This window comes from Pseudomonas pharyngis (assembly GCF_021602345.1).
Taxonomy (GTDB): domain Bacteria; phylum Pseudomonadota; class Gammaproteobacteria; order Pseudomonadales; family Pseudomonadaceae; genus Aquipseudomonas; species Aquipseudomonas pharyngis.
This window is the reverse complement of sequence record NZ_BQID01000008.1, coordinates 294,083-306,300: the sequence shown is the minus strand read 5'-3', so window position 1 is coordinate 306,300 and position 12,218 is coordinate 294,083. Positions and strand designations below refer to the sequence as shown.

Sequence of the window (12,218 nt, the reverse complement as noted above, 5' to 3'; positions counted from 1 at the left end):
GTATCCATGAGATTAGCGAGCCGACCTTTTGGCTTGCCTGCATTACGAACGGATACCACTCACAGGAACAAGGAGTTGGAAATGCTTAAATTTCTTACGGCAAATGAAAGGCAGCAGATTGCTGATATGACCCTGGATGCGCAAATGGATTTGCCGTCCGCGTCCTTTGATGGAGTAGTGGGAGAGCGCATCAGTTTTGATCAGTTGGGCGAGGGATTAACCATTCGTATTCCTCGCTTTGAAGGACAGCGGGTCGGGGCAGATCTGATTGTGACCGTTGAAGGCGATTTTCGCGGAACTTGGTGGACAAAACGCCTGAACTTTGAAAGTGATGACACAGACACGCTTGTCCTGATGCCCGCCGGTGAAACCATTAGATTCAGGGGGCAAAACTTGATACTCGACTACCTTTACGACCTTCAGCACTACGCGCCCGATGCTGAGTATTTTGCGGAAGACGAGATTTACAATCCGGTAGTGGACGAGGCAGTGCAAGGTGTCATCCCTCTGCTCGCGGTCAATGGCGGCATCAATCTTCGCCTGAAAGCTTCAGCCTCTCTTTCGAGCGGGGCGCTGGTATCGGTATATATGCACGGAAGTGACTGTGACGCTTGTCTGGTCAGACATTTTCAGCTTGAGGGGTATGACGACAGCAAGGATGTGGTGTTGAGGATCGAACCGCGCTATTTGCAGCCGAATAAATATGGCACTGTCAGATTCATTTATACGGTGGAGAGAGCAGGTCGCAGATGGATCACGCCTGTTATCGAGCTGAAAGTCGAAGGTGACCTCAAGAGTCCTGAACCTGTTTACATGACTGAAGGGCGAGTCTATCCGGATTATATTAACCATATAGACGAGGACGGACGTATTCCCTTTATCCAAAGCACTGACGGGATGGTTGAGGGTGACACGCTGACTTTTATCTTTGCTGGCAACGTACTCGGTACCTCATTTATCTTGCGCCAAACATTGGCGCCTCATCAGGTCGGTCGGGACCTGAAAATCAATGTGCCATTTATGCATTCGCAATTGGGGTATGGAGGTAAGGTGATGACTATTGTCGAGCGTATAACCGGGGAAACTTTAGGGTCGACATTGCGCAATTTCGAAACTTGGTTCACGCCTTAAGTGCTAGTGTTCTTGCGCTCGATAAGCACCCGGCGTCAGTCCCGTCCATTTCTTGAACGCCCGGTGAAACGCCGACGGCTCGGAAAACCCGAGCTGTTCGGCGATCTGTTGCAACGACAGATCCGCCCGCCCCAGGTGATAAATCGCGATGTCCCGCCGCAACTGATCCTTCAATTCCTGAAAACTGGTGCCTTCCTCCCGCAGATGCCGGCGCAGGGTTTGCGGGCTGATGTGCAGGTGCGCGGCCACGGCTTCCAGATCCGGCCAGCGCGTGCTGTCGTGGCTGAGCAAGCGGCGCAGCCGGCTGCTCAGGCTGTTGCCGTCGTCCGGGCGGGACAGCAGGTCGGCGGGGGAGCGTTCGAGAAAATGCTTGAGGGTGCGTTCGTCCTGCAACAGCGGCATGTGCAGATAGCGGCTGTGAAATACCAGGCTGCTTTGCGTTGCCGAAAATTCCAGCGGGCAGGAAAACAGCAAATCGTATTCCGCCCCGTGCGCCGGTTTCGGGTAGCTGAAGCTCGCCTGTTCGAGGCGAATCCGCTGGCCGATCAGCCAGCTGCCGAGGCGATGCCAGATCACCAGCAGGCTCTCGCTGAGAAAGTGATCCGGGTCCCACAATTGCGCATCGTCGAGACTCAGGCGCACCCATTCGTCTTCATGGGTCAGGGTCAGGCGCGGGGCTTCGGGGAATAGGCTATAAAACAATAAGCCGCGTTGCAGAGCCTTTTCCAGGCTGCGGCAATGAATAATCGCGTGGCACATCATGGCGAAGCTGCCGGGTTTGCTCGGTGCGTTGCCGAAGCCCAGGTATTCGTCGTCCAGGGCCAGCCACAGGTTCTGGATCAGCTGGGTGAATTGCTCCGGGGCGATCCGCGCGCGCGGCTCGTCGAGCAGTTCGGGGCTGATGCCCAGTTGCTGCAGCAGGTCCGAATAGTCGTAACCCGAGCGCCGCGCGCCACCGAGGGCGGCGCGGGCAAAGTGACTGGCGATGGTGCGTTCGCGCATGAGCGGCAGGTCCTTCCTCTGGCGACCGATGGTAGCGGCTGCCTTTGATCGGTAACAAGGCGGATTTCCGCCAAATTGTAGGACGAGGTCGGGCGAGTTGGCGGAAATCCGCCACACTTGAGTCACCGAACGGTGACACAGAAAAACCCGTATCCCCTGATATCAAAAGGCTTGCAGCGATTTGCACCAAAGTGGCACGACGTTTGCGATAAGAGCCACAGAAGCGTGCGCCGAGCCGGTCCGGAAAAGCGCCGTTCGACACAACAAATCCCTCCAGTGCAGGAGGGTTCGCAATTCAGGTTTCGCGTTCAACAGATGGATGTTGCCACGCGGGACTCTTGAGGAACTTTGCAATGACGACTCGTCAGCCACTGTACAAATCCCTGTATTTCCAGGTGATCGTTGCCATCGCCATCGGCATCCTGCTCGGTCACTTCTACCCACAGACCGGTGTGGCGCTCAAGCCACTGGGTGACGGGTTCATCAAACTGATCAAAATGGTCATTGCGCCGATCATCTTCTGTACCGTTGTCAGCGGCATCGCCGGCATGCAGAACATGAAATCCGTGGGCAAGACCGGCGGCTACGCGCTGCTGTACTTCGAAATCGTTTCCACCATTGCCCTGCTGATCGGTCTGGTCGTGGTCAACGTTGTGCAACCGGGCGCCGGCATGCACATCGACGTCACCACCCTGGACGCCTCGAAAATCGCCACTTATGTGACGGCCAGTAAAGACCAGAGCATCGTTGGCTTCCTCCTCAACGTGATCCCGAACACCATCGTCGGCGCATTCGCCACCGGTGACATCCTGCAAGTGTTGATGTTCTCGGTGATCTTTGGCTATGCGCTGCATCGCCTGGGTTCATACGGTCGTCCGCTGCTGGACATGATCGATCGCTTCGCCCACGTGATGTTCAACATCATCAACATGATCATGAAACTGGCGCCACTCGGTGCGCTGGGCGCCATGGCGTTCACCATCGGTGCCTACGGTGTCGGCTCGCTGGTGCAGCTGGGTCAGCTGATGATCTGCTTCTACATCACCTGCGTACTGTTCGTCGTGCTGGTGCTGGGTGCGATCTGCCGGGCTCACGGTTTCAGCGTGTTCAAACTGGTGCGCTACATCCGTGAAGAGCTGTTGATCGTACTGGGTACGTCCTCGTCGGAATCGGCGCTGCCACGCATGCTGATCAAGATGGAACGTCTGGGCGCGAAGAAATCGGTGGTGGGTCTGGTCATCCCGACCGGCTACTCGTTCAACCTCGACGGTACCTCGATCTACCTGACCATGGCGGCCGTGTTCATCGCTCAGGCGACCGACACCCACATGGACATCACCCACCAGATCACCCTGCTGCTGGTACTGCTGCTGTCCTCCAAAGGTGCGGCGGGTGTGACCGGTTCGGGCTTCATCGTGCTGGCCGCAACCCTGTCGGCCGTAGGTCACCTGCCGGTGGCCGGTCTGGCGCTGATCCTCGGTATCGACCGCTTCATGTCCGAAGCCCGCGCCCTGACCAATCTGGTCGGCAACGCCGTAGCCACCATCGTCGTGGCCAAGTGGGTCAAGGAGCTGGACACCGACGTGCTGCAATCCGAGCTGGCCTCGGGCGGTCGCGGTATCTCTGATGAGCGTCAAGAAGACGACCTGGGCGTGGCCGAAGGCCCGACCCCGAGCAATGTGAAGTAAGCATCGCTCGAATGGAAAAACCCGCTTCGGCGGGTTTTTTCTTGTCTGCTGTTTGAGCGCAACGGTCAGCGCAACTGATGCATCCGGTAATTGCCCCATCGCCGATGGCTGCCTAGGCTGCATGCATCGTTGATGGAGAATGCCCATGTCTGCACCGCTGGCCTCACTGAAGATTCTGGATTTCTCGACCCTGTTGCCGGGGCCGTTCGCCTCGCTGCTGCTGGCGGACATGGGCGCCGAGGTGCTTCGCATCGAATCGCCGACCCGCCTCGACCTGGTGCGGGTGTTGCCGCCCCACGATCACGGTGTCTCGGCCAGTCACGCTTATCTCAATCGCAACAAGCGCAGCCTGGCCCTGGACCTCAAGCAGCCCGAGGCGCTGGAGCTGGTGAAGCAGCTGCTGGTGGATTACGACATCGTGCTGGAGCAATTCCGACCCGGAGTGATGGAGCGGCTGGGGCTGGGTTACGAGGCGCTGAAGGCGATCAATCCGAAGCTGATTTATGTGTCGATCACTGGTTACGGCCAGACCGGGCCATACAAGGATCGTGCCGGCCACGACATCAACTATCTGGCGCTGGCGGGGCTCTCCAGTTACACCGGGCGCGCCGACAGCGGGCCCTTGCCGCTGGGCATGCAGGTGGCGGATGTGGCGGGCGGCTCGCTGCACGGGGTGATCGGTCTGCTGGCAGCGGTGATTTCCCGTCAGCAGACCGGGCAGGGCACCCATCTGGACGTGAGCATGACCGACTGCGCGTTCAGCCTGAACGCCATGGCCGGTGCCGGGTATCTGGCCTGCGGCGAAGAGCCGGGCTGGGAGGATCAGATGCTCAATGGCGGCAGTTTCTACGATTACTACCGCTCTCGCGACGGGCGCTGGATGTCGGTGGGCAGTCTGGAACCGGCCTTCATGCAGCAACTGTGTGCGGCGCTGGGCCGGCCGGAACTGGCGGCGCAGGGCTTGTCACCCAAACCCGAACAGCAGCGGGCGCTCAAGGACGCCTTGAAGGTCGAGTTCGAGAAGCACGACTTTGCCGAACTGTGCGAGCTGTTCGCCGGAATCGATGCCTGTGTCGAACCGGTGCTGAATCTGGGCGAGGCGGTGCGGCATCCGCAATTGCAGGCGCGGGAACTGGTGACGCAGGTGCCCCGTGGCGATGGCTCGGCGCAGGCGCAGATCGCTTGCCCGCTGAAGTTCTCCGAGGCATTGCCGGCGCCGCGACATGTCGGGGCGGCGCTGGGGCAGCATACGGATCAGGTGTTGGCGGAGTTGGGGTTGAGCCCGGAGCGGATTGCCGAGCTGCGGCGGGCAAAGGTAGTTCTCTAGTGCCTGTTGCGGCCTCTTCGTCGGATCGCCGCCCGGACCAAGCCCGCTCCCACAGGTTACGTGTCGTACACAGAGGCTGTGAACACACCGGACACTGTGGGAGCGGGCTTGGTCCGGGCGGCGATCCGACGAAGAGGCCCGACCAGACAACACAAAATCCAGGTTATTCGACCCGCATCTCGCCACTGAACACCAGCGTGTTGCGACAGCGCCGGCACAAATAGCGCCGACCTTGCCGGACCAGGCTATGGCGCTGCGCCGAAAACGGAAAATCGCTGTCCGCACACGGGCATTTATAGATGTAGCGGGTCACGCTGCGGCGTTTGACTTCATAGGTATGGCAGCGGTCCGGCGGCAATTCGTAGACGCCGCGCATGATCAGTTGCCACTCCTCGCCGTGGGGCTGGATGCGGTCGCCGAACAGCTGGTGGGCGATCAGGTGTGCGACTTCGTGGGCCACGGTCTGCTTAAGGAAGTGCTCGGTGTTTTCCCGGTACAGCTGCGGATTGAAGCGCAGCAGGTTCTCGTGCAGATGCGCGACCCCGGCTTTTTGCCCGCGCAGCTTGAGGCTCACCACGGGGCGTTTGAAGGGACGTTTGAAAAAGGATTCAGCGAGTTGGAAACAGTCTTCGACGCGGGTATTGAGTTGCTCGGGCATGCTTGATGGATCTCCAGAGGCGTCGAGTATGCCGCAACCCCGGGGCGTTGCGAATCGTCGAACTGCCGAATGGTCGTCGCTCCTTTTCAACCGGCACGAGAAGGCCGCCTTGCGGCGGCCTGTGTTGGCGGATCTTGTTTTTCTCGGGATGAACCGATTGCTAATTGGTGTAGACGGGCCCCACGCCCAGTCCCCAGACAATCACGGTGAACGCCATGATGGCCACCAGCACCACCAGACCCACCGCCAGTACCGAGCTGGAAAACAGGAAACCCTCGTCGGACGGAATATTCATGAAGGTCGGCAGCCCCACATACAACAGATACACCGTGTAGCAGATGGCCGCCGTGCCGACGATCATCCCCAGCCACATGTGCGGGTAGAGCGCCGCCAGTCCGCCGACGAACAGTGGTGTCGCGGTGTAGGTGGCAAATGCCACGCAACGGGCCAGGCTCGGGTTGGCGTCATAGGTGCGGGCCATCCAGTGCACGAAGGCACCCATGACCGCGACCCCGCCGAGCATTGCCAGATAAGACATGATCGTCATCCACAACGCGCTTTCGACGGTGAGCATCACCGGTGCGCGGTTGCCGATCACCCAGCCGACCTGGGTGGTGCCGATAAATGCCGAAACAGCGGGGATCGCCGCCAGAATCAGCGTGTGCGTCAGGTACATGTGGCTGATGCTTTCTTCCTGGTCGCCACGGATTTCCTTCCATTCCTGATCGGGGTGGGTAAAAAGTCCCACTACGTGATGGATCATGCCAGTCACTCCTCTCGTTATTGCCATCGCCCCCCAGCGGAGCGCCTACGGGCCAATGCGGCCGAGCAAATACAGGTCTTCAGATTGTGTGCGACCTTATGTCGCAGTATAGAAAGGTCTTAACCGCACAGGTGATAGGGGCTTAGAGCAAATCGCGCTGTAAAACCTCGGGGTAATCGCGTCGAGGTCTGTGTAGAAGGGCGCTGCGAGCGGCGACAACCTGTGGCCACAAGCCCAGTGTTTTTGCGTAAAATGCCCGCCTTTCGTCACACCTCACGGATTTCGCGTCATGGGCACTCTTACGGTCAACCAGAACAAACTGCAAAAGCGCCTGCGCCGCCTGGCGGGCGAAGCCGTCACCGACTTCAACATGATCGAAGACGGCGACAAGGTCATGGTCTGCCTGTCCGGGGGCAAGGACAGCTACACCATGCTCGACGTGCTGATGCACCTGCAGAAGGTTGCACCGATCAAGTTCGAGATTGTCGCCGTGAACATGGACCAGAAGCAGCCGGGTTTCCCCGAACACGTGCTGCCGGCCTACCTGAAAGAGCTGGGCATCGAGTACCACATCGTCGAGAAGGACACGTACTCGGTGGTCAAGGAACTGATCCCGGAAGGCAAGACCACTTGCTCGCTGTGCTCGCGCCTGCGTCGCGGCACGCTGTACACCTTTGCCGATGAAATCGGCGCGACCAAAATGGCCCTTGGTCATCACCGCGACGACATCGTCGAGACGTTCTTCCTCAACATGTTCTTCAACGGCAGCCTCAAGGCCATGCCGCCGAAGCTGCGCGCCGACGATGGTCGCAATGTGGTGATCCGTCCGCTGGCCTACTGCAACGAGAAAGACATCCAGGCCTACTCGGACTTCAAGCAATTCCCGATCATCCCGTGCAATCTCTGCGGTTCCCAGGAAAACCTGCAGCGTCAGGTGGTCAAGGAAATGCTGGTGGACTGGGAACGCAAGACCCCGGGCCGTACCGAGAGCATTTTCCGCAGCTTGCAGAACGTGATCCCGTCGCAACTGGCCGACCGTAACCTGTTTGACTTCACCAGCCTGAAGATCGACGAGACCGCCGCTTCGCGTTTCGTCAACGTCGTAAACCTGTAAGCCGTACCCATTGTGGGAGCCAGCCTGCTGGCGATTGCGGTGTGCCAGCCCTACATGGGTGACTGACACTGCGCTATCGCCAGCAGGCTGGCTCCCACATTGGTTTTTCGTTTCATTCAAAAGGAGAGGGCATGCGCGACTACAAGTGGCTGCACGAATACTGTCTGAACCGCTTCGGTTCGGCGGCTGAACTGGAAGCCCATCTGCCCGTTCCCAAGACCCCGGCGCAACTGCGCAAGATCAGCGACGACCGTTATCTCTCGACCATGGCCCTGCGGGTATTTCGCGCCGGGCTCAAGCACAGTCTGGTGGACGCCAAGTGGCCAGCCTTCGAAGAAGTGTTCTTCAAGTTCGACCCGGAAAAGGTCGTGCTGATGAGTGCCGAACACCTTGAGCGGCTGATGCAGGATGCGCGGATCATCCGTCACCTGGGCAAGCTGAAAAGCGTGCCGCGCAATGCGCAGTTCATTCTGGACGTCGAGAAAGAGAAGGGCAGTTTCGGTGCGTTACTGGCCGACTGGCCGGTGACCGACATCGTCGGTTTGTGGACCTACCTGAAAAAGCACGGCCATCAATTGGGCGGGCTGTCGGCGCCTCGGTTTTTGCGGATGGTCGGCAAGGATACGTTTGTGCCGAGCTACGACGTGGTCGCGGCGTTGAATGCACAGAAGATCGTCGACAAGGCACCCACCAGCCTGCGGGATCTGGCGACAGTGCAGAACGCGTTCAACCAGTGGCATGAAGAGAGTGGTGGACGGCCGATGAGCCAGATCTCGATGATGCTGGCTTACACCGTCAACCATTGAGCTCAGAGTGATCGTTCCCACGCGGAGCGTGGGAACGATCCCGAAACCGGTGGGAGCTGGCTTGCCAGCGATAGCGATCTGTCAGGCGACGGAGACTTCGCCTTCGCCCGCCAGTTTGCGGTTCAGCTGATACCGCCAGCGCACATACAGCAACGCCGAGCAGAACACCGCCAGACTGGCGATCATCTCCAGCACGCCAAACAGCTGCCGGCTCGGGTCGTATGCGGCCAGCGCGCCCTTGATGAAATACAGGTTCACCACAAAGCACATCCACGAATGCCCGCGCGCGCTGCCCATGATCATGCCCGGTGCGAGCACGATCCACGGGATCAGCTCGATCAGCAGAATCACCCACGGCCGCGCGCCGTGCAGGTCGGCGAACACCAGGTAATACGCGGCGAGCAGTCCGGCCAGGCCGAAAAAGCACAGCAGACTGATCACCCGCATCGCCCGCACCCGTGGCTCCAGCCACTCGACGGCGGGCAGGACTTTCGGCTTTCTGGCCATCTCAGTTCCCCAGTTTCTGGGCGGTCTTGGCCAGACGTGCACCGAGGGCGCGGCACAGCGCCACTTCGTGCTGATCGAGACCACTTTTACCGTCGGCCCCAGCGTGATGGCTGGCGCCGTAAGGCGTGCCGCCGCCCTGGGTTTCCAGCAGCGCCGATTCGCTGTAAGGCAGGCCGGTGATCAGCATGCCGTGGTGCAGCAGCGGCAGCATCATCGACAGCAGGGTGGTTTCCTGACCACCGTGCAGGCTGGCGGTGGAGGTGAACACTCCGGCCGGCTTGCCGACCAGCGCGCCGGTCAGCCACAAATTGCTCGTGCCATCGAGGAAATACTTGAGCGGCGCGGCCATGTTGCCGAAACGGGTCGGGCTGCCGAGGGCCAGGCCGGCGCAGTTCTTCAGGTCATCCAGCGTGGCGTACAGCGCGCCTTGATCCGGAATGTCCGGTGCCACGGCTTCACACTCGGTGGAGATCGCCGGCACGGTGCGCAGGCGTGCTTCGAGGCCCGCCTGCTCGACGCCACGGGCGATCTGCCGGGCCATCTCGTTGGTCGAGCCGCTGCGGCTGTAATACAGAACCAGAATGTACGGCGCACTCACGGCAGCAGCTCCAGGATCTGCTCCGGTGGACGGCCGATAATGGCTTTGTCGCCGGCTTCGAGAATCGGTCGCTCCATCAGCTTCGGATGTGCCGCGATGGCTTCGATCAATTGTTTTTCGGTGAGACTGGCGTCGGCCAGGTTCAGGGTCTTGTACTCGTCTTCGCCGGTGCGCAGCAGTTGCCGTGCGCTGATTCCGAGCTTGCCGAGCAAAGCCTTGATCTGCGCGGCGTCCAGCGGCGTTTCGAGGTAGCGCACCACGTTTGGCGTCAGGCCACGGGCTTCGAGGAGTTCGAGCGCACCGCGGGATTTCGAGCAGCGCGGGTTGTGATAAAGCGTCAGATCGGTCATGGGCGGGTCGCTTCTTGCGTAGAGTGGCGGCTATTCTAACTGTGCAGCGCGCAATCCAGAACCTTGGGAGGCGATGGGTCGCAGGCGCATTCAATTTTTCACAAGGAACACGACATGACACGGGCACTGGCAGCGGCATTGACGATCATCGGGGCGTTGATGCTGGGGGGCTGCGGTAACGACTATGGCATCGACCAGAACGGGCAGAAAGTGGCGTCCGAGCGCCTCGACAAACAATGGGTCGTGCTCAACTACTGGGCCGAATGGTGCGGCCCGTGCCGCACGGAAATCCCGGAACTCAATCATTTGGCCGAAGAGCTCAAGGGCAAGAAGATCGGCGTGTTCGGGGTCAACTTCGACAATGTGCAGGGTGAAGAGCTGAAGAGCGCCAGCGAAAAACTGGGCATCAAATTCACGGTGCTGGCGCAGGATCCGTCGGAACTGTTCGAGCTGCCGCGCAGTGAGGCCTTGCCGGTGACCTACATCATCGACAACAAGGGCAAGGTGCGGGAACAGTTGCTGGGCGAGCAGACAGCGGCGGGGGTGATGGCGAAGCTTGAGGCGTTGCAGGCTACAAATTGAGTTGCCGCTAAAAAGCATCCCTCACCCCAGCCCTCTCCCGAAACGTCGGACCGCCCGGAGGGAGAGGGGGCCGACCGAGGTGTCTGGCGATTTGCATCGACCTGGAGGATCAGGTCGACTGAAGATTCGTCAGAGCGGAATCCGGTTGGTTATGGATTCGGTGAAGGTCTTTCAGGTCGGCGTATCTCTCCAATATCCCCCAATCAGTCCCCTCTCCCTTTGGGCGGTCCGACGTTTCGGGAGGGTTAGGGTGAGGGGCTTGGCGATCTAAAGGATCAACCCTCTTCCAGCCACCAGCGCAGCGGCTTGCCTTCGGCGGGCCAGAAGCGCATCTGCTCGATCGGCGAGATGTCCCAGCGCTCAACATGCTCCAGGGCCTGGAGGAAGCGTTGCTCCTGCTCCATCAGCGCCGGTGCGCAGAGTTTGCGGGTCTTGCCGATCTTGCCGAAGCTCAGCTTGTCGCCTTCCAGGGTGTACGGCGCGAACCAGTGGTTGCAGCCGCCATTGCCATACGCCCGGCCATCATCGCCAAGGGTCACGGTCAGGTGGCTGTAGTCCATCAGCGGACGCTCGCCGATCCATTCCAGAATGTAGCTGCGGTTCTGTTGCAGTTGCACAGGCTCCGCGGCGCACCCCATCAGGCCGGCGCCGACAACAGCGGTCAGGGCCAGGTGTTTCATCACGCCGTCTCCTGGCATTTCGGGCACAGGTGCTTGTCGCCAACGGCTTTCCAGCCGAGCTCGGCGATGCGTGCGGTGGCGGCCGGTTTTTCCGCAGGCTTGCCCAACTTGGCGTCCACGGCGAATTCGAAGCTCAGCTCCCTGGCGCAGCTGTCGCAATTGACCTGCCAGGTGTGGATCGCCAGCTCACCAAACACCGGGCCGGTGGTCATGGCAGTCCATTGACCCGGCGGGTTGATCAGGTGGCGGACGGTGTCGACGGTCAGACGCATGGACAAGTCCTTGCTGCCTTTGAGGGTTACGACCAGCACGTCGCCGATGCGGATCGAGCCACCGTTGCCGGTGACCTGATAACGGCCCGGAACCAGGGCGCGGCATTCGGTGAGGGTGTGTTGCGGGTTCATCAGGGTGTAGCGGAAATCGTGTTCGACCATGGGTCCTCCAAATATGCGCGACATGCTAGCACGGGCTTGATTGCAGAATGATGCGCGCGTGCGACCTTCGATCCGGTTCAAATCGACACCGCAGTCGTGGCAAACTGCCGCCTTCATTTTCAAGGAACGGAACATGGCGCTGATCGAATGTTATGAATGCAAGCGGAGCATCAGCTCCGAAGCCACGGCGTGCATTCATTGCGGGGCCCCGCTGGCAGAGGCGCCTGCTTCGCACGCCCAGACGGGCACGTCGACAATTTCCTTTGGCAGCCTGCCGCGCAACAAGGCCGTGCCCGAGGCTTATGTTCCGCCGCCGGCACCCGAGCGGCCGAAGATCATGCCGGCCGCTGCGGGGCGACGCCGTCGTTCGCAGCCGGTCGAGCCGGTGCTGAACCCGGACGGCTCGCGCCCGGTGGAAGGCTGGCTGAAGATCATGGCGTTTCTGATGCCGCTGGTGTTTGTCTGGTTCCTGCTGCGCAGCGGGCACTCCCTTAAGCAGCGTTTACTGGGGTTCGGCTGGCTGGCGCTGTTGATCCTGTGCGTGGCGATTACCCCGACGCCGCCTCCGGTCTGAGCCC

Annotated in this window: 15 protein-coding genes; 7 read left to right on the top strand and 8 right to left on the bottom strand. The window is 60.3% G+C overall.

The genetic code is table 11. The annotated features are described in order from the left end of the window. Positions 1 to 81 precede the first annotated feature (81 nt). Positions 82 to 1,131: a hypothetical protein gene (locus L6D74_RS18530; protein WP_236189991.1), complete on the top strand. Its 1,050-nt coding sequence runs from the start codon at positions 82 to 84 to the stop codon at positions 1,129 to 1,131. 3 nt (positions 1,132 to 1,134) lie between these two features. Here the strand turns inward: L6D74_RS18530 and L6D74_RS18525 are convergent, their stop codons facing one another. Continuing rightward, entirely contained in the window at positions 1,135 to 2,133 is a 999-nt protein-coding gene (locus L6D74_RS18525) for an AraC family transcriptional regulator (RefSeq protein WP_236189990.1), read from the bottom strand. Positions 2,134 to 2,486: 353 nt separating this feature from the next. Here L6D74_RS18525 and L6D74_RS18520 point away from each other — a divergent pair, with 353 nt between their 5' ends. Next, positions 2,487 to 3,821: a dicarboxylate/amino acid:cation symporter gene (locus L6D74_RS18520; protein ID WP_039772890.1), complete on the top strand. Its 1,335-nt coding sequence runs from the start codon at positions 2,487 to 2,489 to the stop codon at positions 3,819 to 3,821. A gap of 145 nt (positions 3,822 to 3,966) precedes the next feature. Beyond that, a complete protein-coding gene (locus tag L6D74_RS18515; RefSeq protein ID WP_236189989.1) occupies positions 3,967 to 5,148 on the top strand; it encodes a CaiB/BaiF CoA transferase family protein in 1,182 nt (393 codons plus the stop codon). Positions 5,149 to 5,311: 163 nt separating this feature from the next. Here L6D74_RS18515 and L6D74_RS18510 read toward each other — a convergent pair whose 3' ends face one another. Beyond that, on the bottom strand, positions 5,312 to 5,806 hold the full coding sequence (locus tag L6D74_RS18510; protein WP_007957760.1) for a SprT family zinc-dependent metalloprotease: 495 nt from the start codon (positions 5,804 to 5,806) through the stop codon (positions 5,312 to 5,314). Between the two features lie 160 nt (positions 5,807 to 5,966). Then, on the bottom strand, positions 5,967 to 6,569 hold the full coding sequence (locus L6D74_RS18505) for a Yip1 family protein (protein ID WP_007957761.1): 603 nt from the start codon (positions 6,567 to 6,569) through the stop codon (positions 5,967 to 5,969). Between the two features lie 289 nt (positions 6,570 to 6,858). On the opposite strand from L6D74_RS18505, the gene ttcA reads away from it, so the two are divergent. Next, positions 6,859 to 7,683 carry a tRNA 2-thiocytidine(32) synthetase TtcA gene (gene ttcA, locus L6D74_RS18500; RefSeq protein WP_064598661.1) on the top strand — a complete coding sequence of 275 codons (825 nt, stop codon included), beginning with the start codon at positions 6,859 to 6,861 and terminating at the stop codon, positions 7,681 to 7,683. Between the two features lie 131 nt (positions 7,684 to 7,814). Further along, positions 7,815 to 8,489: a DNA-3-methyladenine glycosylase I gene (locus L6D74_RS18495; RefSeq protein WP_039772888.1), complete on the top strand. Its 675-nt coding sequence runs from the start codon at positions 7,815 to 7,817 to the stop codon at positions 8,487 to 8,489. 81 nt (positions 8,490 to 8,570) lie between these two features. Here L6D74_RS18495 and L6D74_RS18490 read toward each other — a convergent pair whose 3' ends face one another. Genes L6D74_RS18490 through arsC form a run of 3 tightly spaced genes read right to left on the bottom strand, consistent with a single transcriptional unit; the run spans position 8,571 to position 9,944 of the window. After that, complete coding sequence (locus L6D74_RS18490) at positions 8,571 to 8,996, bottom strand: DUF2069 domain-containing protein (protein ID WP_011335491.1); 426 nt, start codon at positions 8,994 to 8,996, stop codon at positions 8,571 to 8,573. Between the two features lies 1 nt (position 8,997). Beyond that, a complete protein-coding gene (wrbA, locus tag L6D74_RS18485; RefSeq protein WP_236189988.1) occupies positions 8,998 to 9,594 on the bottom strand; it encodes an NAD(P)H:quinone oxidoreductase in 597 nt (198 codons plus the stop codon). Beyond that, a complete protein-coding gene (arsC, locus tag L6D74_RS18480) occupies positions 9,591 to 9,944 on the bottom strand; it encodes an arsenate reductase (glutaredoxin) (protein ID WP_039772884.1) in 354 nt (117 codons plus the stop codon). Before arsC ends, wrbA begins: the two co-directional genes overlap by 4 nt. Before the next feature lie 114 nt (positions 9,945 to 10,058). Here arsC and L6D74_RS18475 point away from each other — a divergent pair, with 114 nt between their 5' ends. Beyond that, complete coding sequence (locus L6D74_RS18475) at positions 10,059 to 10,526, top strand: TlpA disulfide reductase family protein (protein ID WP_064598655.1); 468 nt, start codon at positions 10,059 to 10,061, stop codon at positions 10,524 to 10,526. Between the two features lie 275 nt (positions 10,527 to 10,801). Here the strand turns inward: L6D74_RS18475 and L6D74_RS18470 are convergent, their stop codons facing one another. Then, positions 10,802 to 11,206 carry an META domain-containing protein gene (locus tag L6D74_RS18470; RefSeq protein WP_039772881.1) on the bottom strand — a complete coding sequence of 135 codons (405 nt, stop codon included), beginning with the start codon at positions 11,204 to 11,206 and terminating at the stop codon, positions 10,802 to 10,804. Then, positions 11,206 to 11,640: a hypothetical protein gene (locus L6D74_RS18465; RefSeq protein ID WP_236189987.1), complete on the bottom strand. Its 435-nt coding sequence runs from the start codon at positions 11,638 to 11,640 to the stop codon at positions 11,206 to 11,208. Before L6D74_RS18465 ends, L6D74_RS18470 begins: the two co-directional genes overlap by 1 nt. Before the next feature lie 133 nt (positions 11,641 to 11,773). On the opposite strand from L6D74_RS18465, the gene L6D74_RS18460 reads away from it, so the two are divergent. Beyond that, entirely contained in the window at positions 11,774 to 12,214 is a 441-nt protein-coding gene (locus L6D74_RS18460; RefSeq protein ID WP_236177911.1) for a hypothetical protein, read from the top strand. The last annotated feature ends 4 nt before the right edge of the window (positions 12,215 to 12,218 follow it).

Coding starts and splice junctions, on each gene's coding strand:
- L6D74_RS18530 (WP_236189991.1), top strand. CDS start 82: ATGCTTAAATTTCTTACGGCAAATGAAAGGCAGCAGATTGCTGATATG.
- L6D74_RS18525 (WP_236189990.1), bottom strand. CDS start 2,133: ATGCGCGAACGCACCATCGCCAGTCACTTTGCCCGCGCCGCCCTCGGT.
- L6D74_RS18520 (WP_039772890.1), top strand. CDS start 2,487: ATGACGACTCGTCAGCCACTGTACAAATCCCTGTATTTCCAGGTGATC.
- L6D74_RS18515 (WP_236189989.1), top strand. CDS start 3,967: ATGTCTGCACCGCTGGCCTCACTGAAGATTCTGGATTTCTCGACCCTG.
- L6D74_RS18510 (WP_007957760.1), bottom strand. CDS start 5,806: ATGCCCGAGCAACTCAATACCCGCGTCGAAGACTGTTTCCAACTCGCT.
- L6D74_RS18505 (WP_007957761.1), bottom strand. CDS start 6,569: ATGATCCATCACGTAGTGGGACTTTTTACCCACCCCGATCAGGAATGG.
- ttcA (WP_064598661.1), top strand. CDS start 6,859: ATGGGCACTCTTACGGTCAACCAGAACAAACTGCAAAAGCGCCTGCGC.
- L6D74_RS18495 (WP_039772888.1), top strand. CDS start 7,815: ATGCGCGACTACAAGTGGCTGCACGAATACTGTCTGAACCGCTTCGGT.
- L6D74_RS18490 (WP_011335491.1), bottom strand. CDS start 8,996: ATGGCCAGAAAGCCGAAAGTCCTGCCCGCCGTCGAGTGGCTGGAGCCA.
- arsC (WP_039772884.1), bottom strand. CDS start 9,944: ATGACCGATCTGACGCTTTATCACAACCCGCGCTGCTCGAAATCCCGC.
- L6D74_RS18475 (WP_064598655.1), top strand. CDS start 10,059: ATGACACGGGCACTGGCAGCGGCATTGACGATCATCGGGGCGTTGATG.
- L6D74_RS18470 (WP_039772881.1), bottom strand. CDS start 11,206: ATGAAACACCTGGCCCTGACCGCTGTTGTCGGCGCCGGCCTGATGGGG.
- L6D74_RS18465 (WP_236189987.1), bottom strand. CDS start 11,640: ATGGTCGAACACGATTTCCGCTACACCCTGATGAACCCGCAACACACC.
- L6D74_RS18460 (WP_236177911.1), top strand. CDS start 11,774: ATGGCGCTGATCGAATGTTATGAATGCAAGCGGAGCATCAGCTCCGAA.